The sequence below is a fragment of the Kitasatospora sp. NPDC088346 genome (genome assembly GCF_044740765.1).
Taxonomy (GTDB): domain Bacteria; phylum Actinomycetota; class Actinomycetes; order Streptomycetales; family Streptomycetaceae; genus Kitasatospora.
Map to the genome: position 1 here is coordinate 55,338 of NZ_JBIURH010000033.1, position 21,537 is coordinate 76,874.

General features: G+C 75.5%; 22 protein-coding genes. 16 read left to right on the top strand and 6 right to left on the bottom strand.

The annotated features are described in order from the left end of the window. The first annotated feature begins 1 nt into the window (after window position 1). Both ACIOFR_RS30625 and ACIOFR_RS30630 read left to right on the top strand, forming a co-directional pair. Window positions 2-1,201 carry a glycosyltransferase gene (locus ACIOFR_RS30625; RefSeq protein ID WP_401002481.1) on the top strand — a complete coding sequence of 400 codons (1,200 nt, stop codon included), beginning with the start codon at window positions 2-4 and terminating at the stop codon, window positions 1,199-1,201. 85 nt (window positions 1,202-1,286) lie between these two features. Then, window positions 1,287-2,162 (top strand): alpha/beta fold hydrolase, encoded by an 876-nt coding sequence (locus ACIOFR_RS30630; RefSeq protein ID WP_401002482.1) that lies wholly within the window; start codon window positions 1,287-1,289, stop codon window positions 2,160-2,162. 32 nt (window positions 2,163-2,194) lie between these two features. On the opposite strand, the gene ACIOFR_RS30635 is transcribed toward ACIOFR_RS30630, so the two are convergent. Continuing rightward, window positions 2,195-2,935: an SAM-dependent methyltransferase gene (locus tag ACIOFR_RS30635; protein WP_401002483.1), complete on the bottom strand. Its 741-nt coding sequence runs from the start codon at window positions 2,933-2,935 to the stop codon at window positions 2,195-2,197. A 90-nt stretch (window positions 2,936-3,025) separates the two neighbouring features. Continuing rightward, window positions 3,026-4,192, bottom strand: coding sequence for a glycosyltransferase (locus tag ACIOFR_RS30640; RefSeq protein WP_401002484.1), 1,167 nt, complete (start codon window positions 4,190-4,192; stop codon window positions 3,026-3,028). Window positions 4,193-4,248: 56 nt separating this feature from the next. On the opposite strand from ACIOFR_RS30640, the gene ACIOFR_RS30645 reads away from it, so the two are divergent. Continuing rightward, window positions 4,249-5,028: a glutamate racemase gene (locus ACIOFR_RS30645; protein WP_401002485.1), complete on the top strand. Its 780-nt coding sequence runs from the start codon at window positions 4,249-4,251 to the stop codon at window positions 5,026-5,028. Window positions 5,029-5,054: 26 nt separating this feature from the next. After that, complete coding sequence (locus ACIOFR_RS30650; protein WP_401002486.1) at window positions 5,055-5,786, top strand: tyrosine-protein phosphatase; 732 nt, start codon at window positions 5,055-5,057, stop codon at window positions 5,784-5,786. A 48-nt stretch (window positions 5,787-5,834) separates the two neighbouring features. Here the strand turns inward: ACIOFR_RS30650 and ACIOFR_RS30655 are convergent, their stop codons facing one another. Further along, entirely contained in the window at window positions 5,835-6,812 is a 978-nt protein-coding gene (locus ACIOFR_RS30655; RefSeq protein WP_401002487.1) for a polysaccharide deacetylase family protein, read from the bottom strand. 296 nt (window positions 6,813-7,108) lie between these two features. On the opposite strand from ACIOFR_RS30655, the gene ACIOFR_RS30660 reads away from it, so the two are divergent. The 6 genes from ACIOFR_RS30660 to ACIOFR_RS30685 all read left to right on the top strand — a co-directional run bounded on the left by ACIOFR_RS30660 (window position 7,109) and on the right by ACIOFR_RS30685 (window position 11,532). Next, window positions 7,109-7,357, top strand: coding sequence for a hypothetical protein (locus ACIOFR_RS30660; RefSeq protein ID WP_401002488.1), 249 nt, complete (start codon window positions 7,109-7,111; stop codon window positions 7,355-7,357). Between the two features lie 215 nt (window positions 7,358-7,572). Continuing rightward, complete coding sequence (locus ACIOFR_RS30665; RefSeq protein WP_401002489.1) at window positions 7,573-8,406, top strand: polysaccharide deacetylase family protein; 834 nt, start codon at window positions 7,573-7,575, stop codon at window positions 8,404-8,406. Then, window positions 8,399-9,580 carry a glycosyltransferase family 4 protein gene (locus ACIOFR_RS30670; RefSeq protein WP_401002490.1) on the top strand — a complete coding sequence of 394 codons (1,182 nt, stop codon included), beginning with the start codon at window positions 8,399-8,401 and terminating at the stop codon, window positions 9,578-9,580. The genes ACIOFR_RS30665 and ACIOFR_RS30670 overlap by 8 nt, the downstream gene beginning before the upstream one ends. A 64-nt stretch (window positions 9,581-9,644) precedes the next feature. Next, window positions 9,645-10,304, top strand: coding sequence for a sugar transferase (locus ACIOFR_RS30675; RefSeq protein WP_401002491.1), 660 nt, complete (start codon window positions 9,645-9,647; stop codon window positions 10,302-10,304). 92 nt (window positions 10,305-10,396) lie between these two features. After that, on the top strand, window positions 10,397-11,035 hold the full coding sequence (locus tag ACIOFR_RS30680) for a NeuD/PglB/VioB family sugar acetyltransferase (RefSeq protein ID WP_401002492.1): 639 nt from the start codon (window positions 10,397-10,399) through the stop codon (window positions 11,033-11,035). A gap of 11 nt (window positions 11,036-11,046) precedes the next feature. Next, window positions 11,047-11,532 (top strand): NUDIX hydrolase, encoded by a 486-nt coding sequence (locus ACIOFR_RS30685; protein WP_401002493.1) that lies wholly within the window; start codon window positions 11,047-11,049, stop codon window positions 11,530-11,532. A 31-nt stretch (window positions 11,533-11,563) separates the two neighbouring features. Here ACIOFR_RS30685 and ACIOFR_RS30690 read toward each other — a convergent pair whose 3' ends face one another. Both ACIOFR_RS30690 and ACIOFR_RS30695 read right to left on the bottom strand, forming a co-directional pair. Beyond that, complete coding sequence (locus tag ACIOFR_RS30690; RefSeq protein WP_401002494.1) at window positions 11,564-12,493, bottom strand: NAD-dependent epimerase/dehydratase family protein; 930 nt, start codon at window positions 12,491-12,493, stop codon at window positions 11,564-11,566. A gap of 114 nt (window positions 12,494-12,607) precedes the next feature. Continuing rightward, the gene (locus ACIOFR_RS30695; RefSeq protein ID WP_401002503.1) at window positions 12,608-13,015 is read right to left on the bottom strand and encodes a PTS-dependent dihydroxyacetone kinase phosphotransferase subunit DhaM; all 408 of its coding nucleotides are present in this window, start codon (window positions 13,013-13,015) and stop codon (window positions 12,608-12,610) included. 435 nt (window positions 13,016-13,450) lie between these two features. Here ACIOFR_RS30695 and ACIOFR_RS30700 point away from each other — a divergent pair, with 435 nt between their 5' ends. The 4 genes from ACIOFR_RS30700 (at window position 13,451) to ACIOFR_RS30715 (ending at window position 16,487) form a co-directional block, all read left to right on the top strand. Continuing rightward, window positions 13,451-13,708 (top strand): DUF397 domain-containing protein, encoded by a 258-nt coding sequence (locus ACIOFR_RS30700; protein ID WP_401002495.1) that lies wholly within the window; start codon window positions 13,451-13,453, stop codon window positions 13,706-13,708. A 786-nt stretch (window positions 13,709-14,494) separates the two neighbouring features. Continuing rightward, window positions 14,495-14,989, top strand: coding sequence for a hypothetical protein (locus ACIOFR_RS30705; protein ID WP_401002496.1), 495 nt, complete (start codon window positions 14,495-14,497; stop codon window positions 14,987-14,989). A 66-nt stretch (window positions 14,990-15,055) separates the two neighbouring features. Then, window positions 15,056-15,139 carry a putative leader peptide gene (locus ACIOFR_RS30710; RefSeq protein WP_401002504.1) on the top strand — a complete coding sequence of 28 codons (84 nt, stop codon included), beginning with the start codon at window positions 15,056-15,058 and terminating at the stop codon, window positions 15,137-15,139. Window positions 15,140-15,296: 157 nt separating this feature from the next. Next, complete coding sequence (locus tag ACIOFR_RS30715) at window positions 15,297-16,487, top strand: acyl-CoA dehydrogenase family protein (protein WP_401002497.1); 1,191 nt, start codon at window positions 15,297-15,299, stop codon at window positions 16,485-16,487. A gap of 35 nt (window positions 16,488-16,522) precedes the next feature. Here the strand turns inward: ACIOFR_RS30715 and ACIOFR_RS30720 are convergent, their stop codons facing one another. Next, window positions 16,523-17,710 carry an aminoglycoside phosphotransferase family protein gene (locus ACIOFR_RS30720; RefSeq protein ID WP_401002498.1) on the bottom strand — a complete coding sequence of 396 codons (1,188 nt, stop codon included), beginning with the start codon at window positions 17,708-17,710 and terminating at the stop codon, window positions 16,523-16,525. Between the two features lie 425 nt (window positions 17,711-18,135). On the opposite strand from ACIOFR_RS30720, the gene ACIOFR_RS30725 reads away from it, so the two are divergent. Together ACIOFR_RS30725 and ACIOFR_RS30730 are read left to right on the top strand one after the other, a co-directional pair. Beyond that, window positions 18,136-19,611 (top strand): hypothetical protein, encoded by a 1,476-nt coding sequence (locus ACIOFR_RS30725; RefSeq protein ID WP_401002499.1) that lies wholly within the window; start codon window positions 18,136-18,138, stop codon window positions 19,609-19,611. Between the two features lie 399 nt (window positions 19,612-20,010). Continuing rightward, complete coding sequence (locus ACIOFR_RS30730; RefSeq protein ID WP_401002500.1) at window positions 20,011-21,447, top strand: HEAT repeat domain-containing protein; 1,437 nt, start codon at window positions 20,011-20,013, stop codon at window positions 21,445-21,447. Window positions 21,448-21,537 lie beyond the last annotated feature (90 nt).

Sequence of the window (21,537 nt, forward strand, 5' to 3'; positions counted from 1 at the left end):
GGTGAGACCGCTCCGGGTGTTGGTGCACCTGAACAACCTGGCGCTGGGCGGTGCCCAGCTCAACGCGGTGGACATCGCCCGGACCCTGCGCGGACGCGGCCACGACCCGGTGCTCTTCGCCCAGGGCGTGGACGGGCCCGCACCGCTGGTCGAGGTGGCCGCCGGGCACGGGTTGGAGGTCGTGGTGGCCGGCGGCCCGGACACCCCGCACCGCGAGGTGCGCCGCCGGCTCGACAGGCTCGCCGCCGAGCACGGCAGCGAACTCCTGCACGCCTGGGAGGTTCGGGCCGCCCGGAACGCCTTCTTCGGGCCCGGCCGGCTCGGCCGGATCCCGGTGGTCACCACCTTCTACGGCATCCGGATGCTGCGCGGCCTGCCCCGGCACCAGCCGCTGGTGCTCGGCCTGGGCGCGCTGATGGGCGACGGCCGGGCCTTCGGGCACCGCGACGTGCGGCTGATCGAGCCGCCGGTCAACACCGGCACCGACGCGCCGTCCGTGGTGGACGGTGCCGCCTTCCGTCGCGAACACGGCATCACCGACGACGAGTTGCTGCTCTGCATCGTCACCCGGCTGGTGCCGGACCTGGAGAAGGACGCCGGCGCCGAACTGACCGTCGAGGCGGTCCGGCTGCTGGACGACCCGCGGATCAGGCTCGCCGTCGTCGGCACCGGCCCCAGCCTGGACAAGCTGCGCGCCCAGGCGGCCGAGGTCAACCGCGAGCTCGGCCGCCAGGCCGTCCTGGTGCCCGGTCAGCTGGCCGACCCCCGGCCGGCCTACCAGGCGGCCGACCTGGTGCTCGGCATGGGCGGCTCGGCGCTGCGCGGCCTGGCCTTCGCCAAGCCGGTCATCGTGCACGGCGCGGCCGGCTACACCGCCGTCCACGAGCCGGGCCCGCTGGTCGAGCCGCACGCGTCCCGCTGCATGTACGGCTTCGGCGACGGCTCGCGCTCGCCGAAGGCACTGGCCGGGCAGATCCAGCAGCTGCTGGACGACCCCGAGCGCCGGGCCCGGCTGGGCGACTGGGGGCGCGAGTGGGTGGTCGGCCGGTTCTCGCTGGAGAGCGTGACCACCGCCTTCGAGCAGCTCTACCAGGAGGTGCTCACCAGTCCCTCGGGCCGCTCCCGCTGGTGGCGGGACCTGGAGCAGATGGCCCGCTACGAGTTCACCAAGCCGACGGCGCTGCGCCTGTTCGGGCGCTGACGCGGCGGCTCGCGCCGGGCCGCGGTGGGCACCCCACCGCGGCCCGGCGCACTGCTGTCCACGACCGACCAACGGGGAGAGAGACATGTCCGGTCCCACCGTCCCACGGATCCACCACCGCACCGTCGAGGTGTCCGGGCTGCGGGTGTTCTACCGCGAGGCCGGCCCGGCCGACGCGCCGACCCTCCTGCTGCTGCACGGATTCCCGTCCGGCTCGCACCAGTTCACCCGGCTGATCGACGCCCTCGGCGACCGGTTCCACCTGGTCGCCCCGGACTACCCGGGCTTCGGCCACAGCGAGAGCCCGTCCCCCGCGGAGTTCGACTACCGCTTCGACACCCTCGCGGACGTCCTGGAGGGCTTCTGCCTGGCCCTGGGCCTCGACCGGTTCGCGATGTACGTCTTCGACTTCGGGGCTCCGGTCGGCTTCCGGCTGGCCACCCGGCACCCCGAGTGGATCACCGGTCTGGTGGTCCAGAACGGCAACGCCTACCTGGAGGGCCTCTCCGACCTCGCCCGCGGGACGGTCGCCAACCGCCCGGGCGTCGAGGGCGCCGAGGAGGCCGTCCGGGCGATCCTCACCGCCGAGGTCACCCGCGGCCAGTACGAGGGCGGCGCCGCCGACCCGACCGCCGTCGCGCCCGACGGCTGGACCATGGACCAGCACTTCCTCGACCTCCCGGGCCGCAAGGAGATCCAGGTCGAACTGGCCCTGGACTACCACGCCAACCTCGACCGCTACCCCGAGTGGCAGGCCTGGCTGCGGGCCGAGCAGCCGCCCACCCTGATCGTCTGGGGCCGCAACGACGCCTTCTTCCCCGAGCCCGGCGCCCGGGCCTACCTGCGCGACCTGCCCGGGGCCGAGCTGCACCTGTTCGACACCGGGCACTTCGCGCTGGAGGAGCGGCTGCCGGAGATCGCCCCGCTCATCGCGGACTTCCTCGGCCGCACCCAGAAGTAGCGTGGCCCGCGTCGGGGCCCGCCGCAGCCGCCTCAGGCCGCCGAGCGGCGCAGCACCAGCGTGACGAAGCCGAACACGCCCCGGTAGCCGTCGAGCCACTCGTCCCGGTGCTCGGCGGCCACCCGGAGCGCGTCCGCGCTGCCCGGGTCCTGCGGGTGGTCCAGCGCCCACTCGGCGAGCGAGCCGGTCCAGGAGAACTCGTAGTCGTCCAGCTCGGCCGTGCTGCTGGCGTGCCCGTACACCGGTGTCCAGCCGTCCGCCGTCACCCCGGCCACGGTGCCGCTCAGATCCGTCAGGCCGTCGCCGAAGATCTCCAGCGACAGCGGGTCGGGCTCCCGTTGCCAGTACCCCTCGCCGACCACCGCCACGCCACCCGGGGCGAGCAGCGGGCGGACGGCGGCCAGCGTCTGCGACAGCCCGCCGAAGGCGTGCGTGGAGCCGATGCAGAGCACCGCGTCGAACGGCTCCTTCGCCTCGAACTCCCGGGCGTCCTGGTGGTGCAGGCCGATCCGCCGGGTCAGCCCCAGCCGCTCCGCGGCCTCGCGGGCCCTGACCAGGCCGTCGGCGTCGAGGTCCACGCCGACGGCCCGCAGCGACGGCCGGGTGGCGAGCGCGCGCAGCAGCCAGGCCCCCTCGCCGCAGCCGAGGTCCAGCAGCCGTTCGGCCCGCTCGGGCAGTGCCCGCGTCAGCAGCCGCTCCACGGACTCGTCGAAGAGCGGGGCGGCGATCGGGTGGTGGCGGTGGGCGATCCGGGAGATCAGGTGACGTTCCATCCGGCCATGATGGCCGCTGCGCGGCGGGCCCGCCCGGCATTTGCGCCCGCCCGCGCACCCGGCCCCGCTCGGCCCTCCGGCCCGTTCCGCTCAGCCCTCCTGCGGCCGCGGGTAGGTCCGGCCCTTCCACGCCGCGCCCCGCCCGCGCCAGTGCTGCACCGCCGAGTCCACCGTCATCAGCAGGTACAGCAGCGCGGTGAACGGCAGCAGCACCGCACCCGCCACCGGCAGCCGGTAGTAGCGCAGCATCGGGGCGAACGTCCCGGCCATCAGGGCCCAGGCCGCCGCGCCCGCGGCCGCGACCGCCGGCCGCCCGCCGAGCAGCCCGGCCGCGGTCGCCACCGGCGGCACCAGGTAGACCAGCGCCAGCCCGAGCACCGTGCCGACCAGCAGCGCCGGAGAGTGCCGCAACTGCGCGTACGCGCTGCGCGACACCATCCGCCACAGCTGACCCAGCCGCGGGTAGGGGCGGACGCTGTCCACCCGGTCCGCCAGCCCCAGCCAGATCCGGCCACCGCTGCGCTTCACCGCCCGGGCCAGCGAGACGTCGTCGATCACCGCGCCGCGGATCGCCGCCACCCCGCCGGCCCGCTCCAGCGCGTCGCGGCGCACCAGCGAGCAGCCGCCCGCCGCGGCCGCCGTCCGGGCGCCGGGCCGGTTGCTCCACCGGAACGGGTACAGCTGCGCGAAGAAGTACACGAAGGCCGGCACGATCAGCCGCTCCCACCGGGTGACCACCCGCAGCCGGGCCATCTGCGACACCAGGTCGAGGCCCTCCTGCTCGGCCGCCCCGACCAGCGCCGCCAGCGACCCGGGCCGGTGCGCGATGTCGGCGTCGGTGAGCAGCAGGTACTCCACCGGGCCGGCCAGTCGGACGCCGTGCCGCAGCGCCCAGAGCTTTCCCGTCCAGCCGTCCGGCAGCGGGGGAGGGGTGGTGACCGTGAGCGGCCACCCGCCCGCCGCCAGCCCGCGGGCCAGTGCCCCGGTGCCGTCCGAGCTGTGGTCGTCCACCAGGATCACCCGGACCTCGCCCGGGTACCGCTGCGCCAGCAGGCTCGGCAGGCTGACCGGCAGCACCTCGGCCTCGTCCCGGGCCGGCACCACCACCGCCACCGACGGCCACCGCCGCGCCGGCCCGGACGGCTCCGGACGGCGCGGGGGCAGCCGCCGGTCGGTCCGCCAGAACAGGCCGTGGCAGCAGGTCAGCCAGACCCAGGCCAGCAGGGACACCACCGGGACCCACCGCAGCACCGTCACCCCGGCAGTCTCCCGCACTCCGGGCCGTGCGGCCCGGTCAAGTAGAGTCGTGCCTCGTGAAGATCGCACTGGTGGACTCCGGAATCGGACTGCTCCCGGCCGCGGCGGCCCTGCGCCGGCTGCGCCCCGACGCGGACCTCGTGCTCTCCAACGACCCCGACGGCATGCCCTGGGGCCCGCGCACCCCGGCCGACATCGCCGAGCACGCGCTCGCCTGCGCCCGGGCCGCCGCCGCCCACCGCCCGGACGCCCTGGTGGTCGCCTGCAACACCGCCTCCGTGCACGGCCTGGAGCGGCTGCGGGCCGAGCTGGAGCCCGGCCTGCCCGTGATCGGCACCGTTCCCGCGATCAAGCCCGCCGCCGCGACCGGCGGCCCGGTCGCGATCTGGGCCACCCCGGCCACCACCGGCAGCCCGTACCAGCGTGCCCTGATCGCCGAGTTCGCGGGCGCCGCCCGGGTCACCGAGGTGGCCTGCCCCGGCCTGGCCGACGCGGTGGAGCGCGGCGACGACACCGCGATCGCCGCGGCGGTCGCGGACGCCGCCGCCCGCACCCCGCACGGCACCGCCGTGATCGTGCTCGGCTGCACCCACTACGAGCTGGTCGAGGACGTCATCCGCGCCGCCGTGGCCCCCACGGCCGCCGCCGGTCTCACCTTCCACGGTTCCGCCGACGCGGTCGCCGCCCAGGCGCTGCGCCGGATCGGCGACCGGGCCGCCGTCCGGGGCGGCGGCGGTCTCACCGTCCTGCGCAGCGGCCGGCCGGAGGCGCTCCCGGAGGCGGCGGCCCACTACCGCGAGGGCCGGCTGATCGGGGCACCCGTCCCTACCGCCTGAAGGACCGTCACCCTAGGATCCGGGTCGTGACCGAACGACACCTGGATTTCGAACTCCTGCACAACTTCCGCGACCTGGGCGGCTACCGCACCGCCGACGGCGGCCGGGTCCGCTGGCGGCTGCTGTACCGCTCCGACTCGCTGGGCAAGCTCGCCGGGGAGGACCTCAAGCGGTTCGAGGCCCTCGGCGTGGGCACCGTGATCGACCTGCGCTACCCGTGGGAGATCGAGCGGGCCGGCCGCGTCCCGGACGCCCCGGGCCTGGCCTACCACAACCTGAGCATCGAGCACCGGCCGTACGACCAGGCGGCCCTCGGGCCGGAGATCGAGACCGGCCGATTCCTCGCCGACAGGTTCGGCGAGGTGGCCGAGGACGGCACGGTCGAGCTCGCCGAGGTGATCCGGATCGTCGCCGCGGCCGACGGGCCGCTGGTCTTCCACTGCGCCGCGGGCAAGGACCGCACCGGGATCGTCGCCGCGCTGGTGCTCTCGCTGCTCGGGGTGGACGAGGAGCAGATCGTCGCCGACTTCGCGCTCACCGCGCTGGCCACCGACCGGTTCGTCGCCGACTGGCACGCCCGCAACCCCGGCCGGACGCTCAGCTGGCCGGGCTACGGCACCGCCCCCGCCGAGATCATGCGCTACTTCCTCGCCGACCTGGCCGCCGCCCACGGTTCGGCGGCGGCCTACGTCGCGGACCGGCTGGGGGTCGGGCCCGAGGTGGTGGCCGCCCTGCGGGCCCGGCTCCTGGAGCACTGAGCTCCGGGCCGCCCGGCCGCGGGGCCCGGCCCGCGCGGTGCGGCCCGGCTACACCGCCGCGCCGCGCCAGCGCTGCAGGGCCGGCTCCAGCCCCGACAGGATGGTGTCGAAGCGCCGGGTGCTGGTGGTCGAGTCGACCTGGAGCCGGCTGATCCGCAGCGGGTGCGCGGGCAGCCGCGGGCCGAGCCGGTGGTCCGAGAGGAAGCCGAGCCGGTAGCCGAGCTGGCGCAGGGCCGCGTCCGCCCGCGGGTCGTACCCGCCGTCGGGGTAGGCGAAGGCCGTCGGCGGCTCGCCGAGCCACTTGTCCAGCGCCAGGTGCGCCCCGGCGATCTCGGAGTGCACGGTCGCGTCGTCGCAGCGGCCGAGCGAGGGGTGCCCCAGGGTGTGGTTGCCGATCGCCACGCCGCCGGCCCGCAGCGCCCGCAGGTCCTCCGGGCAGAGCTGCTCCTGCCGCGGCGGGCGGCGGTGGGCGCTGACCCGCAGCTCGTGCAGGCTGCGCCGGCGGTCCGGGTCGGGCAGGGCCTTCAGGCGCGCCAGCAGCTCGGCGGGCCGGCCGGTGGGCACCAGCCGGGCCCGGCCGCCGTTGCGCGCGAGGAAGGCCGCCTCGTGCCACCAGAACGGCTGGTCGGTGCCGATCAGCTCGGCGATCACGAAGGCGGCGGCCGGGATCCGCCGGGCGGCCAGCGCCGGCAGGGCGTGGGTCAGGACGGTCCGGTCGGTGTCGTCGAAGGTGATCAGCACGCTGCGCGGCGGCAGTGGGCGGCCCTGGGCCACCGCCTGTTCCACGGCGGCCAGCGAGACCGGCGTGGCGAGCCGGCGCAGCCGGTCCAGCTGGGCGCCGAAGGACCGGGGGTCGGTCACTCCGTGGTACGCGAGCACGGCCAGCCGCTGGGCGGCCCGGGCCCGGAACAGCGGCTGGGCCGGTGAGAACCTGAGCCAGCTGCCCCGGGCGTCCGCCGGCGCGGGCGGCACGACGGGAACGGCGGGCGGTGCTGGGCTGATGGTCGTGGTCTCGGAGTGCGGCACGGTTCCCCCCTCGGTCGCCGGTGCGGCGTGGCGGTACCGTCGGAAGGCGGAGCCCGGCCTCCGACCCCGGGCACGGCGGCTCCGCCCCCGGGTGATCCGGTCCGCGGCGGGGACTCCCAACCCATGCCACGGACGGCTCCTGGATCGCTCAATGTAGTGGAGACCGTCGACACCCAAGGATGGTTGTACGGCGGACGGCGACTTTTCGCGGGGCGCTCGTCCACGTCCCGGGGGGCGCACGGCGGGCGTACCCGGATGCTGTGCCACCGGAGCCGGGTCGGGTTACCGTGGAAGGTATGGCAGACACTCGAAGTCACCGTCCGGCCACCCCCCGGGCGCACCGACAGCACCGCCATCACCAGGTGCTCCTGGTGCTGGCCGGCGCGGCCTGCGTCGTGTTCGGGATCCTGGTGGCCGTGGTGGTCCCCGACACCGAGGGGCCGGCCTGGGTCATGGCCGTGGCGGGCTGCCTTGCGGCCGGCCTGCTGATGCTCGGCCGGGTGTTCTTCACCCGACTCCGCCCGCACCGCGGCGCCGCACTCTGATAGCCCGTGCGGACGGGGTGTCCGCCGTGGTCCGAGATCCGGACATGACCGGTCGGACCGGCTGATTTTCGGCCCACCTACCCCCTTCTTTCACATTTCCCGGGCAGCAGCCCCATATTTCCCCCTACTGTGGGTCCCGCCGGTTCCAGCGACTGCTGTGGCCGGGCGAGAGTCCGCTTGCCGGCACCGGGGAGGGTGCCGCAGAGGGGGGAACGATGAGCACCACCGCGGCGCCCGCGGCAGCCTCAGGCATCAGGGCGCAGGTCAAGCAGCAGCTCGCCCGCGCCGCCGGCCGCGTCCCCGGAGAGGGCGCCACGGTCCTCATCTACCACCGGATCGGCGGTGGCACCAGGGACGAACTCGACGTCACCACGGCCGACTTCGCCGCCCAGGCCGACCTGCTCGCCGAGCTGCCGCCCGGCCGGGTGATCTCCTTGGACGAGGCCGCCGACCGCCTCGACGCCGGCCGCCGCACCCCCGGCACGGTCCTCACCTTCGACGACGGTTTCGCCGACGTGTACGAGAACGCGTGGCCGCTCCTCAAGGAGCGGTCCCTGCCCTTCACCGTCTACCTGACCAGCGGCCAGGTCGGCGGCGAGATGCGCTGGGAGGGCTCCACCGCGAAGGGCGAGAGCGGCCGGGGCCTCAGCTGGGAGCAGCTGGCGGAGATGGTCGGCTCGGGCCTGTGCACCGTCGCCAACCACACCCGCACCCACGCCTGCCCGGAGCTGCTCACCACGGACGAGCTGGACTCCTGCAACGACGACGTCGAACAGCACCTGGGCACCCGGCCGCGGCACTTCGCGTACACCTGGGGCGTCACCGTCCCGCACATGGAGACCGCCCTGCGGGCCCGGTTCCGGACGGCCGCCACCGGCCAGGTCGGCCGCAACCTGCCCGGGTTCGACCCGGCCCGGTTCTGCCGGGTCCCGGTCCGTCGGACGGACCCGATCGACTTCTTCCGGGCCAAGCTCCACGGCCGGCTGATCCCCGAGCGCGCCTACGCCCGGATCGTCGCCACCGCGAAGGCGGTGGGCGCCCGTGCCTGAGACCCCCGCCCCCCGCCTGCGCGGCCCCGGCGGCCGGCCGCTGCGGGTCGCCCACCTGACCACCGTCGACATGAGCCTCCAACTGCTGCTGGCCACCGAGCTCAAGGTCGACCTGGAGGCCGGCTTCGAGACCTACGGCATCAGCGCCCCCGGCCCGTACGTGCCGCAGCTGGAGGCCATCGGCGTCCGGCACGAACCGCTGCACGCGCTGACCCGGGCCTGGGAGCCGCGGGCCGACGCGGCGGCCGGCCGGGAGCTGCTGGCGGTGCTGCGCCGGATCCGGCCGGACGTGCTGCACACCCACAACCCCAAGACCGGCGTGCTCGGCCGGGTGCTGGGCCGGGCGGCGCGGGTGCCGGTGGTGGTCAACACCTGCCACGGACTCTGGGCGCAGGCCCACGACCCGCTCGCCAAGCGGGCGTTCGTGCTCGGCGCGGAGGCCTTCGCGGCCCGCTTCTCGCACGCCGAGCTGTACCAGAACGGCGAGGACCGCTCGACCCTGGCCCGGGCCGTGCCCGGCCGGCGCTCCCGGGTGGTCGGCAACGGCGTCGACCTCTCGCGGTTCACCGCCGGCCCCGCCGACCGCGCCCGGATCCGCGCCGAACTCGGCGTCGAGGACGGCGAGCTGCTGGTCGGCGGTGTCGGCCGCCGGGTCGCCGAGAAGGGCATCCGCGAGTACGCCGAGAGCGCCCGCGCGCTGGCCGGCAAGGCCCGGTTCGTCTGGATCGGCCCGGAGGACCCGGACAAGCCGGACGCGCTGGGCGCCGGCAGCGGCCCCGACGGCGGCATCGACTTCCTGGGCAGCCGCGGCGACATGCCCGAGCTCTACGCCGCCCTGGACGTCTTCGTACTCCCCTCCTACCGGGAGGGGTTCTCCCGCTCCGCCATGGAGGCCGCCGCCAGCGGTCTGCCGATGGTGCTCAGCGACATCCGCGGGTGCCGGGAGATCGGCACCGACGGCGAGCACCTGCTGCTCGCACCACCCGGCGACGCCGGGGCCCTCACCACAGCGCTGGACCGGCTCCTCACCGAGCCGGCCCTGCGCGAGCAGCTGGGCGCGGCGGCCCGTCGCCGCGCCCTGGACCAGTTCGACCAGCGGGCGGTCGCCCGGGTCTCCCTGGAGACCTACGCGGCCGTGGCCAGGACACGCGGACTGCCCTGGTCGGTCGGCTGAGCCGCACACCCGTCGCACCACACACGTTGGGGGATTCATGCCTGTTGGGGGAGGAGTGCGGCGGGTGGGGGACCTCGCCGTCGCCTCACTGGCCGGGGCCGTCGCGGTCCCGCTCGGCCTGGTGATCGCACTGCTGATCCGCTGCACCATGGGCGGCCCGGTGATCTTCCGTCAGACCCGGACCGGGCGGGACGGGAGGGAGTTCCGGATCCTCAAGTTCCGCACCATGCGGGACAAACGTTTCGCCGAGGAGGAGGACGCCCCCCGGATCACCCGGATCGGCGCCCTGCTCCGCAAGACCAGTCTGGACGAGCTGCCGCAGCTGTGGAACGTCGCACGCGGCGACATGGGCATCATCGGCCCCCGGCCGACCCTGCCCGAGCAGGTCGTCCACTACTCGCCGCGCCAGCGCGGCCGGCTCGCCGTCCGTCCCGGCCTCACCGGCTGGGCCCAGGTCAGCGGCCGCAACTCGATCAGCTGGCCGGAGCGGATCGACCTCGACCTCTGGTACATCGCCAACCGCTCGCTGCTGCTCGACCTGAAGATCCTCGCCCGCACGGTCAAGCTCCTGCTGCGCCCGCAGGGGATCACCGCCGCCGGGGGCGTCAACCCCGGGTTCCCGGCCCCGACCGAGCTGCCGGTCCAGCGCGTCGTCCTGCCCCGGCAGGCCACCGCGCCCCGGCTCGCCACCCAGCCCGTCCGGGCGGTCGAGGAAGCGTCCTGACCGCGTTCGACCGTCCCACCGGGGCCGGTGCCCGCACCCGCGGGCACCGGCCCCGCCCCTTGCCGCACGCCCTGTACGCCCCGGAGGAACCGTTGAGTGAGCAGACCCCCGAGCCGTTGTGGATCGCCGGGGCCGGCGGGGTCGGCCGGGAGGCGCTGGACACGGCGCTGGCCGCCGGGGTGCCGGTGGCCGGGTTCCTGGACGACCGGGCCCGCGGGACGGCCGTCCGGGGCCTGCCGGTCCTGGCGCCCGCCGAACTGCCCGCCGGGGCCCGCTACCTGATCGGGATCGCCGATCCGGCCGTCCGCCACCGCCTGGCCGGGCTGCTGGACGGCCTCGGCGGCGTCCCCGCCACCCTGGTCCACCCCCGGGCGCTGATCGCACCGGAGACCGGACTGGGGCCCGGCTGCCTGGTGATGGGCGGCGCGTACGTCTCCAGCGGTGTCCGGCTCGGCGCGCACAGCCAGGTGCACTACAACGCGACGGTGGGCCACGACAGCGTCCTGGGCGAGCGGGTGACGGTCTATCCGGGCGGCAACGTCTCCGGTTCGGTGCTGCTGGAGGACGACACCACGGTCGGCAGCAACGCGGTGGTGCTCCAGGGCCGGACGATCGGCCGGGCGGCCTTCGTCGGCGCGGCGGCCGTGGTGACCCGGGACGTGGCGCCCGGCGACGTGGTGATCGGTTCGCCGGCCCGTCCGATGCCGCGCGGCCGGGGCCGGGCGGGATAGGGTCGGTGGCCATGGCCATCCCCGCGTTTCTCGCCGAACTCCGCACCCTCGTCGGCACCCGCCCGCTCTGGCTCCCCGGCGTCGCGGCCGTCGTCCTGGACGACGCCGGACGGGTCCTGCTCGGCCGCCGGGCCGACGACGGCCGGTGGGCCCTGGTCGGCGGGATCCTCGACCCGGGCGAGGATCCCGCGGACGGGGTGGTGCGGGAGTGTCTGGAGGAGACCGGCGTGCTGGTCGAGCCGGAGCGGCTGACCATGGTGTCGGTGTCGCCGATGATCGAGTACCCGAACGGCGACCGCTGCCAGTACCTGGACCTGACCTTCCGCTGCCGGTACCTCTCCGGCGAGGCCCGGGTCAACGACGACGAGTCGCTGGCGGTCGCGTGGTTCGCCCGGGACGCCCTGCCGGAGCTCGACGAGTACACCACCCGGCGGATCGGTCTCGCCCTCGACTTCACGGGCGAGACCGTCTTCGGCTACGCGGGACCGCCGGCCTGACCGGGCGCCGGACCGGGCGCCGGGCCGTTCGTCAGAGCGTCCGGAACCAGGCGGCGGTGCGCTCCAGCCCCTCCCGCAGCGGCACCGGCACCACCTCGGGGAAGAGCTCGCGCAGCCGCGCGTTGTCCGCCTGCGAGTCGCGCACGTCGCCGGCGCGCGGGTCGACGTGCTCGGCCGCCACCTCGGCGCCGAGCACCGAGCCCAGCTCGCCGATCAGCTCCAGCAGGGTGGTCCGGGTGCCGAAGGCCAGGTTGACCGGGTCCGGGTGGACCACCCGGCGCAGCACCGCCTCGGTGATCACCCGGGTGACCGTGCCGACGTAGGTGAAGTCCCGGCTCTGGCCGCCGTCCCCGTGCACCGTCACCGGGCGCCCGGCCAGCGCGGCGTCCAGGAAGGCGGGCACCACGGCGGCGTACGCGTGCCCGGCGGGCTGCAGCGGGCCGAAGACGTTGAAGAAGCGCAGCGGCAGCACACCCAGGCCGTAGCAGTGGTGGAAGGCCCCCAGGTACGCCTCGGTGGCCAGCTTGCTGACCGCGTACGGGCTCATCGGGGCGGTGCGCATGGTCTCGCGCTTGGGCAGCTCCCGGTTGGCGCCGTAGACCGAGGACGAGGAGGCCGCCGCCACGTACAGGCCGCCGGCCCGGCGGGCCGCCTCCAGGACCTCCAGGGTGCCGGTGGCGTTGGCGTGGTGGCTGGCCAGCGGGTCGGCCACCGAGCGCGGCACGGAGGGCAGCGCGGCCAGGTGCACCACGGCGTCGGCACCGGTGAAGGCGGTGTCCAGCAGCTCGCGGTCGAGGATGGTGCCTTCGAAGAGGGTCACGTCGACCCCCTCCAGGTTGGACTTCCGGCCGGTGACGAAGTTGTCCACGACCCGGACCTCGGTCACCTCGGGGCGGGCCAGCAGGGCCCGTGCGAGGTTGGCGCCGATGAAACCCGCACCGCCGGTCACGACCACACGCATCGCTGGGACTCCCCCCAAATCGAGCACGGAACCTCCCCGCCCCGCGCACTGACCCGATGCTAGCGGCGCACCGTCCGCCGCGTGGCCGATCGCTCCTCAAATGCCCGTTCTGCCTCAGACCTTGTGCTGGCGGAAGGTCTCCTCGGCGGCGTCCAGGACCGCCGCGAGGTCCCCGCCGGCGGTGGCGGTGACCACCGCGGCCACCGCTCCCTCCACGAACGGCGCGTCGGCGAAGCGGACCGGGAACGGCAGCCCGTGCTCGTCCGCCTCCGAGAGCAGCGCCAGCACGGTGCTGACCGCGGTCTCCAGGTCGCACAGCACGGCGACCCCGTGCCCCTGGTCCACCCGGCGGGCCGCGGCCGCGATCAGCACGGCACTGCTGCCCGGGCCGTCCGCGAGGCTGCCGCCGGTGGCCGCGACCGGTGCGGGGTCCGCACCGTCGACCATCGACAGCGCCAGCGCGCGGACGGCGAGCGCCAGTTCCTGGCTGTGCGAGACCAGCACCACGCCGACCCGCCCCAGCCCGGTGGGCCGGCTCGGACGCGGCACCGTGGCGGTCCTGGGGTCGACCGCGGCGGACGGCGCCGACGGCGGGGGCGCGGACGGGGCGTCGGAGATCGGGATGACATCGGCGCTCACGGCGTCCCGGCGATCCATCACAGGCTCCCTTGGGGGGTGGCTTCGGGTACGGCGTTCGGACGGGGGACGGGGGCCGGTCGGCCCCCGACCGGTCCTCGACCCGGGCCGGGCCCGCGGCCGGCCCGGACCACCACTCTCGCAGCCGCCCGGGCCCGGCGGGCTGAAGCTCGCCGAGCCGGCGCATAGCACAGCGGCGCTCCGGGACGGGGGCGGATCACCGCTCAATGCCCGCCCCGGGGAGGAAGTCCGGCCGATCCGCCGCCGGTCCGCCCCGGCCTGGCTAGGGTGGGCCTTCGGACGGATCGGGAGGAGCACGGCATGAGTACGAGTGTCGAGAACGGTGGCACGGAGGTCCTGCCGGCGGGCAAGCCGGAGCTGGATCTGACCGGGGCCGAGTGGCTGTCCAGCAGTCAGGGGGCCGCCCCGGAGACCGGGGAGGTCCAGATCGCCTTCGTCGAGGGCTACATCGCGATGCGGGACAGCCGGGACCCGGACGGTCCGGCGCTCGTCTTCACCCCGGCGGAGTGGCGGGCCTTCGTCCTCGGCGCCCGCGACGGCGAGTTCGACCTCACCTGAGCGGCCTCGCCCGAGCCGGCCGACCCGGCCCGAGCGCCGGCGCACACCCCGGGGTTCCGCGGCACTGCGCGGGCCCCGGGGTGCCGCCGGGTGCGCCCCGCTGAACCTTTGGTGTCGGTCCGGGGCCCGATGAGGTCACAAATGAATTCTGATGGACCGGTACTTGTTGACTGTTCGACAAGCATCGGATCACAGTAAGAGCAGGCAGACGCCGTGCCCACCGCCCCCACGCGGTAATGGCACGGCGCCCGCTGTGTTGCCCGTCATCGGCGCCGATGACGAACCCCTCCCGTGGTGATCCCCTGACCGCACCGAGGTGCGGTGCCGGTCCCGGCCCCACCAGAGGGCCGGCAGTCGCCGGGAGGACGGCCCCGCCCGCCGAGAGCTACTCGGAAGTCGGTGCCTGGCCCGGGATCCGCACGCCCCCACGCGGCGGTGTCCCGGGCAAGGTCCGCGGATGCGACAGGCCGGGGCCCCGCGAACCTGGTCTGTGTAGTTTTCTCTCGGTGTCCCCCGGGACGGTGTCCCGGGCGGCACCACTGGGCCGGTCGGAGTCGAGCTGGTCGAACAACTGGTCCGCACGACGATGTGCACAGCGATGAGACGCGGAAAAAGGCGCGCTGGGACAAGCCGCCCCCCGGTGGGCCGAGCCCACAGCGGCTGTCGTGCTGAACCGAACGTAGCCCGGACGGTTGCTCAGAGTCAACATTGGTCCCTGAGCGTAGATCTCCGCCTGATCGGCCCCCGGGCGCAGGGCGGCCGGTAGCGGACACGTACGATGGTGTCATGTCATTTCTCCGCCGTCGCTCCGGCTCTCCCGCCGGCCCGGACTTCGACGTGCTCGCGATGGATCCGGGCGACTGGCCCGGCCACTTCGGGGCCATGATGATGACCGGCACGGACGGCTCCTGCCAGGGGATCTTCCTCCGGTACGACCTGCTCGGCGGCAGAGGCCCGGCGATGTTCATCGGCAACCTGCCCGAGGGCTCCCCGGCCCGGGAGTCCGAGGACGGCGTCCCCTTCGAGGTGCGGCAGCTGCTGGCCGCGCTGGAGCACGAGGAGCCGGTCGAGCTGGTCTCGGCCGAGGACTTCCCGGTGCTGCTCGGCGACGACCTGCTGATCGTCAAGAAGGTCAAGGTCTCCGAGGAGCGGGTGTTCTGCTCCCAGTTCGGGCGCAGCGACGGCGTCCAGGTGACCATCGCCTCCTGGGACCGGCCGGTCTCGGACGACCTCTACCAGCTGCTCAAGCCGCTGCCCGCGGACATGTTCAAGCAGGGCTGATCCGGGCATCCGGGGCCGTCCCACCTCGCTTGACGGTATCGATCAGCCATTCGTACAGTCACGACCATGTCACGTCGTCTCCCGTTGCTGACCCGCCGCAGGCACCTCGACCTGCAGCGCACCGCCGGCGCGTCGTGTCCGGGCCACTGAGGCGGAGCCGAACGCTCCGCCGGTGGCACCCGGTCGGCCGCCCGGCCGCTCCTCCTCCGCCCCGGCGCCCGGGGTGCCGCATTCCGTCGGCGCACGCCCGTCCGCGTGCCACCCGCACCATGCCGCATCCCACGCTGCCGCCCGGAGGCACCCGCTCATGACCCAGACCGCCGGCTCCGCCGTCGAGGACCGGACCGCCGTCACCGATGCGCTCGCCCGCCTGCCCCGGGTCGTCGACCTGCTGGCCGCCCGGGCCGAGGAGCACGACCGCGACGGCACCTTCCCGTACCAGGGCATCGAGGCCGTGCACGAGGCCGGACTGCTCACCCTGACGGTGGGCCGGAAGTACGGCGGGGCGGGCGGGACGCTCGCCGACACCGTCCGGGTCCTGGCCCAACTCGGCCGCGGTGACGCCTCGGTGGCGGTGCTCACCGCCTTCACCCTGCTCCAGCACGCGGAGCAGGCCAGGACGGGCGCCTGGCCCGCGGCCGGCTACCGCCGGCTGCTCACCGAGTCCCGGCGCGGCCCCGCGCTGGTGCACGCCCTGCGCGCAGAGCCCGAGGGGGCCGGAGCCCTGCCCGCGACCGTCGCCCGCTGGGACGGCGAGGCCTGGCTGCTGACGGGGCGGAAGGCCGACTGCACCGGCGCCGAGGCGCTGGCCTGGATGGCGGTCTGGGCCAGGACCGAGGAACCGGTGCCCCGGGTGGGCACCTTCCTGGTGCGCGGGGACAGTGAAGGCGTCGAGATCGACCCCACGTGGGACCAGCTCGGCCTGCGGGCCAGCGCCGGCCACGACGTGGTCCTGGACTCCGTCCGGGTCGGGCCCGAGGGCGCGCTGCGGCTGGCCGTGCCCGGTGCCGCCGGACCGGTCGAGCAGGCGGCCGCCGAGACCACCCGGGCCTGGCACGACCTGGCCCTGTGCGCCGTCCACCTCGGGGTGGCGCGGGCGGCCCAGGAGTGGCTGGTCCGGTTCCTCCAGCAGCGCACCCCGGCCAACCTCACCGAACCGCTGGCCACCCTGCCCCGCTACCGCACCGCGCTCGGCGAGATCGAGACGGCCCTGATCGGCGCCGAGGAGCTGGTGAACGGCCTGGCGGCCGGCGTCGACCGCGGCGACGCCGGTGCGGCCGCCCGGACGGGGGCGGCCCACCTGCTCGTCAACCGGGCCGTGACGGGGGCCGTCCAGCAGGCGGTCGCGCTCACCGGGAACCCGGGGCTGAGCCGTCGCCACCCACTGGAACGCTACCTGCGGGACGTGCTGAGCGGGCGGACGCACTTCCCCGCGGACGAGGTCGTCCTGGAGGCCACCGGCCGCGCCGTCCTGGACCGGGCGGCCCGCCGGACCTGAGGCGGCGCGCCCGGCCCGCCGGACCCGGGGGACGCCTACCGGGTGCCCACCGCCGCCCGGACGGCACGGCGGGCCAGCGCCGCGTCGTCGTACAGCCGGCGGATCATGATCCGCTGCTCCTCGCCGGCGCCCGGTACGTCGTGCAGCCGGATCTCCCTCATCAGCACCAGCACGAGGTTCACCAGGAAGGCGTCCCGGGCCAGCGTGCCGCCGGACTGCGCCAGCTGGCTGATCTGCCGCCGGGCCGCGCTGTCCCCGGAGAGGACGCTCCACAGCACCGCCAGGTCGTACCCGGGCAGGTACCAGCCGGCCTCCTCCCAGTCCAGCAGCACCGGGCCGGAGGGCGCGAGCAGCAGGTTGCCGAGCAGTGCGTCGCCGTGGCAGAGCTGCCACGGGGTGTGCACCAGGCCGTGCAGCAACTGCCGCAGGTCGCCCGCGTCCCGGTCGGTGAGCTGGCCGACCGAGTGGTACCTGGCCACCTCCAGCTGGTAGTCCAGCGGCTTGCCGAAGACGTCCGTCGGGGGGCGCCACAGGTTGAGCGTGCGGACGGCGCCGAGCACGGCGCGGACCTCGCCCGGGGTGGGCGCGTTCACCGGGTGCCGCTCGCGGGCCGCCGGGCGGCCGGGCACGCGCTCCAGGACCAGGACGCAGCGGTCCTGGTCGGCGGCGACCAGCCGGGGCAGCCGGACCGGCGGGCGGTGCCGCACGAACGCCCGGTAGACCGCGATCTCGTGGTGGAAGCGCTCCACCAGCTGCTCGCTCTGCGGGCCCCGGACGGCCTGCGGAGACAGGCACTTGGCGACCACGGGCGCCCGGCCGATGGTGCCCGCGATGAGGATGTGGCGGCTGCCCTCCCGGAGCACCTGGCGGGGGAGGAAGGCGGGGCATATCCGCGAGATGTTGGCGAGCGCGGCCCGGACGGCGGGCGTCTGCAGCGCGGCCGGATCGACCCGGTCCACGAAGCCCTCGGGGGTGCGGGAGTTCAACAGCCGCCCGGCGGCGGCACGGTGGCCGGCGGGCTCGGCCGGGCGGGTCGCCAGCGCGGTGCGGGCGCCGAGCGCCCGGGGGTCGCGCAGCTCCCCGCCGCGCGGGGCCGGGCGGCCGCCGGTGGCGGTGGGCGGCCGCAGGCCGGTGCGGGTCTGGCCGTTGGTGTAGCGCGCAGCGCCGCCGTCGAGGGTGGTGGGATTCGACGGGCGGGCGCCGGTACTGGCGGAGGAGTACATGGGCGGGTGAGGGTCCCTTCCTGGCCGAGGGCGACTGGACGTCCCGGCGGCTTCCTGGTTCCGCCGGGGGCCGGCCGGGGTGGAGTGCGGGCGTCGGGCGCGGAGCCGGCGTGCCCGACGGTCTTCCGCACCCTGGGGAAGTGCGGTCGACCCCGAACAGCCGTGCCGTGCCCGACGCCCCCGCGCCACCCGGCCGCGCCACCCCCGCGGAGGATGCCCCCACCGGCCCGCTGACGGGCCGTAGGAGCACGTCGGACCCGGATTCCGGGCCCGCCCGACCGAGGTCGAGGTGGCGCACTCCTACCTGACACCCGATCAGCACTGGTACACCATCTGGCGGACCCTGGCGAAGCCTGGCGAATGGTCGCGTGGCACATGACAGTGCCATTACTGTCGAAGCCAGCCGAGGAACCTGGGGGCTTCACGTGAGCAAGGGCCCGAACAGCCGACTCGCCGACCTCTTCGCCCTGACCGGATGGTCCAAGGGCGAGCTGGCCAGGCTGGTCAACCGACGCGGTGCGGCGATGGGGCAGCAGCAACTGTCCACCGACACCTCGCGGGTGCGGCGCTGGATCGAGCAGGGGGAGATCCCCCGCGATCCGGTGCCGAGGGTGCTGGCGGCCGTGTTCACGGAGCGGCTCGGCCGTGTCGTCACCACTGAGGACCTCGGTCTGGAACGACACCGGCCCACCAGGGCGGGCTCGGTCGCTGCGTCCGCGTCGGAACAAGCCTGGGAGCCGGATCGGACGGCTGCGGTCCTCACCGAGTTCACGGGAATGGACCTCATGCTGAACCGACGCGGTCTGGTGGGCGCGGGAGCCGCGCTCGCCGCCGGCACCGTCATCGCCGACAACCTCCACGACTGGCTAACCGGCGGCGACGTGGCGTACGCGGCCGACCGGCCCGGCCCCCGGCAGGTCATCACCCAGGGCGGCCCGCGGCCGGTCGTCGACGTCTACGACGCGGGGCCGGTCGGCGCCGACGAGGTCACCGCCCTCGAACGCTCGGTCGAGGTGTTCCGCGCCTGGGACGCCTCCCGCGGCGGCGGCCTCCAGCGCAAGGCCGTGGTCGGCCAGCTGAACGAGGTCGGCGGCCTGCTGACCCACCGCCACCAGCCCGCGCTGGAACGCAGACTCTGGACGGTCGCCGCCAACCTCGCCGTCCTGGCCGGCTGGATGTCCCACGACGTCGGCCTGGAGCCCACCGCCCAGCGCTACTTCGTGATCGCCGCACAGGCCGCCAAGGAGGCCGACGACCGTCCCCGGGCCGGCGAGGCGATCTCCCGCGCCGCCCGCCAGATGCTCCATCTCGGCCGCGCCGACGACGCCCTGGAGCTGATGCAGCTGGCCCGGGCCAGCGCGGGGGAGCGGGCGCAGCCCCGCACCCGCGCCATGCTGCACACCGTCGAGGCCTGGGCGCAGGCCTCACTCGGCCGCTCCGAGGCCACCCGACAGGTGCTCGGCGAGGCCGAGGAGCTGTTCGTCCAGGAGCCGACGGAGGCCCCGCCGAGCTGGATGCAGCTGTTCAACGAGGCCGAGCTGCGCGGCATGCAGGCGCTGGTCTACCGCACCCTCGCCGAGCACGACCCCGGCGCCGCCCGGCTGGCCGAGCACCACGCCCGGCAGGCCATCGAGCTGCGGGCCGGCACGGGCCGCGAGCGCTCGGCGCTGCTGGACCGGATCACCCTGGCCTCGGTCTACTGGATCTCCGGCGAGCCGGACGCGGCCCAGGTGCAGGCCAAGCTCGCACTCGCGGCGATCAACCAGACCTCGTCGCTGCGCACCTGGGACCGGATGCGCGAGATGTACCGGCTGGCCGGCCGCTACCGGGGACTGCCGGCCGTGGCCGAGCTGCGCGAGGAGATCACGGCGGCCCTGCCGGGCAAGCGGCTCGCGGTCTGAGGCCGTCGGCCGGGCCGACAGCGGCCGGCCGGGGCCGGCCGCCGGGGCCGGCCCGGCGCGGGCACCCGGGGTGTCGGGGGTGTCGGGCACCCGGTTGGTTCCGATGCGAAGCGTCCGCGCGCCGGCACGGCCGGTGACCGGGACGGCGGGGGTGGGCCCGCCGCGGGCCCGTCCGGCTTGTGAGGGCTTCGCGCGGTTCGTCCGGCGGATCCCGCCGGACATATGCGGATCCGGTGCGCGGGCACCGGGTCGGCCGGGTCCTCTCGCCCTGTGTGCGCGGATGCCCCCCAGGCGGTAGCCTTCGGTGATTCCGGCGCCCGGGCGCCTGAGCAGGACCAAACCGACCCCGGCGACGGAAATCCCGTTGCCTCGACGACCGCCGCAACGGATGCTGACCTCATGTTCGAGCCAGTGATAGCGCCCAGTGCCAGCCTCCTCGGCCTCCTCCAGCGAGGCCGCGGTGACGGGCAACTGCATGCCCTGGCCGCCGACCGCGACGAGGCGATCGCCGCCCTGGAGCAGTGCGTCACCGAGGACCCCCGCGCCGACTGGCAGATCGAGAACCGCTCCCTCTACTACGCCCGCCTCTACATGGAGCTGGAGGCGCCGCTCACCGGCGTCGAGCTGCACCTGCACTCCGTCGAGGACGGCATCGACCAGGACGACGCCCGCACCGGGCTCGCCCTCGCCGTCCTCGGCCACCTCGCCGCCTACGGCCGCCGCGACGCCCTGGACCTGCTGCGCGGCTACGCCGCCGTCGGCTCCAACTGGGCGTGGGCGCTCGACGAGCTCGCCCTGCGCGACGACGACCAGGCCCTGCTCCGGCTCGCCCCCGCCGTGCTGCGCCGCTTCCCCGAGGGCCCGGAGGGCGACGCCGAACTGCGCGCCGCCGTCAGAGCCGCGTACGAGCCGCGCCCCTGGCGGTTGTGGGCCGCCCACCACCCGCGGATCGCCGCCGCGAGCGAGCAGTCCCCCTTCGACCTGTGGCAGCGCCAGCTCGGCCGCTCCGTGGTCACCCCCGGCTGGAGCACCGCCGACGTGCTCGCCTGGGCAGACCAGACCGACCCGGCCGCCGCCGACCCCGGGGCGCCCGCCCGCCGTGCCGCCGCCGCGGCCCGCTGCCTCACCGCCGTCGTCCGGCCCGAGGACCGCCCGGCCCTGCTGGAAGCCGCCAGGACCGGGGGCCCCGGTGCCCGGACGGCCGTCCTGCGCCACCTGGTCGAGCAACGGGATCCGGCCGCCGCCGAACTGATCGAGGCCGCCACCGCCGACGTGGACGAGCGCGTCGTCGCCGCCGCCCTGGAGGTGCTCGGCCGGATGCGCGGCCCCGAGGCGCTGAACCACGCCCGCCGCTGGGCGGACCCGGCCGGCGGCGGCGCCGACAGCGCCCTCGGCGAGGCCGCCTGCCAGCTGCTCGCCGACGCCGGCGAGAGCGCGGACGGCCCGCTGGTGGTGGCCGCGCTGCGGCGCTGGATCTCCGTCCGCGGGGTCACCGGTACCGGCCTGGCGTCACTGGTCGACGGTGCGGGGCGGCTGGCCGCCGCCGGAGCCGTCCCCGCCCTGCGCCACGTCTACGGCGAGGCCGCCTCCTCGGAGCTGCGCGGCCGCGCGGCCCGCGCGCTCGCCGTGATCGACCCGCACTTCGGTGAGGGCCCCGCCGTCGAGTGCCTCTGGGACTGCGAGGAGACCACCCGCGAGCTGGCCGCCCGCCACGTCACCACCACCGGCGACGTCCGCGTCCTGGAGCGGCTGCGCCGCCTGGCGGCGGATCCGGCCGAGGAGGCCGAGGTGCACGCCGCCGTGCGCGGCCGGCTGACGGCCCGCGACCGCACCTAGAAGGCTCGTGAAGATCTTGCTGAGGGGCTGTCTGGCTGCGGGCCGGGCGGCCCCTTCTGGTTATGCGCTGGCGGGGGTGAGGTGCCAGGT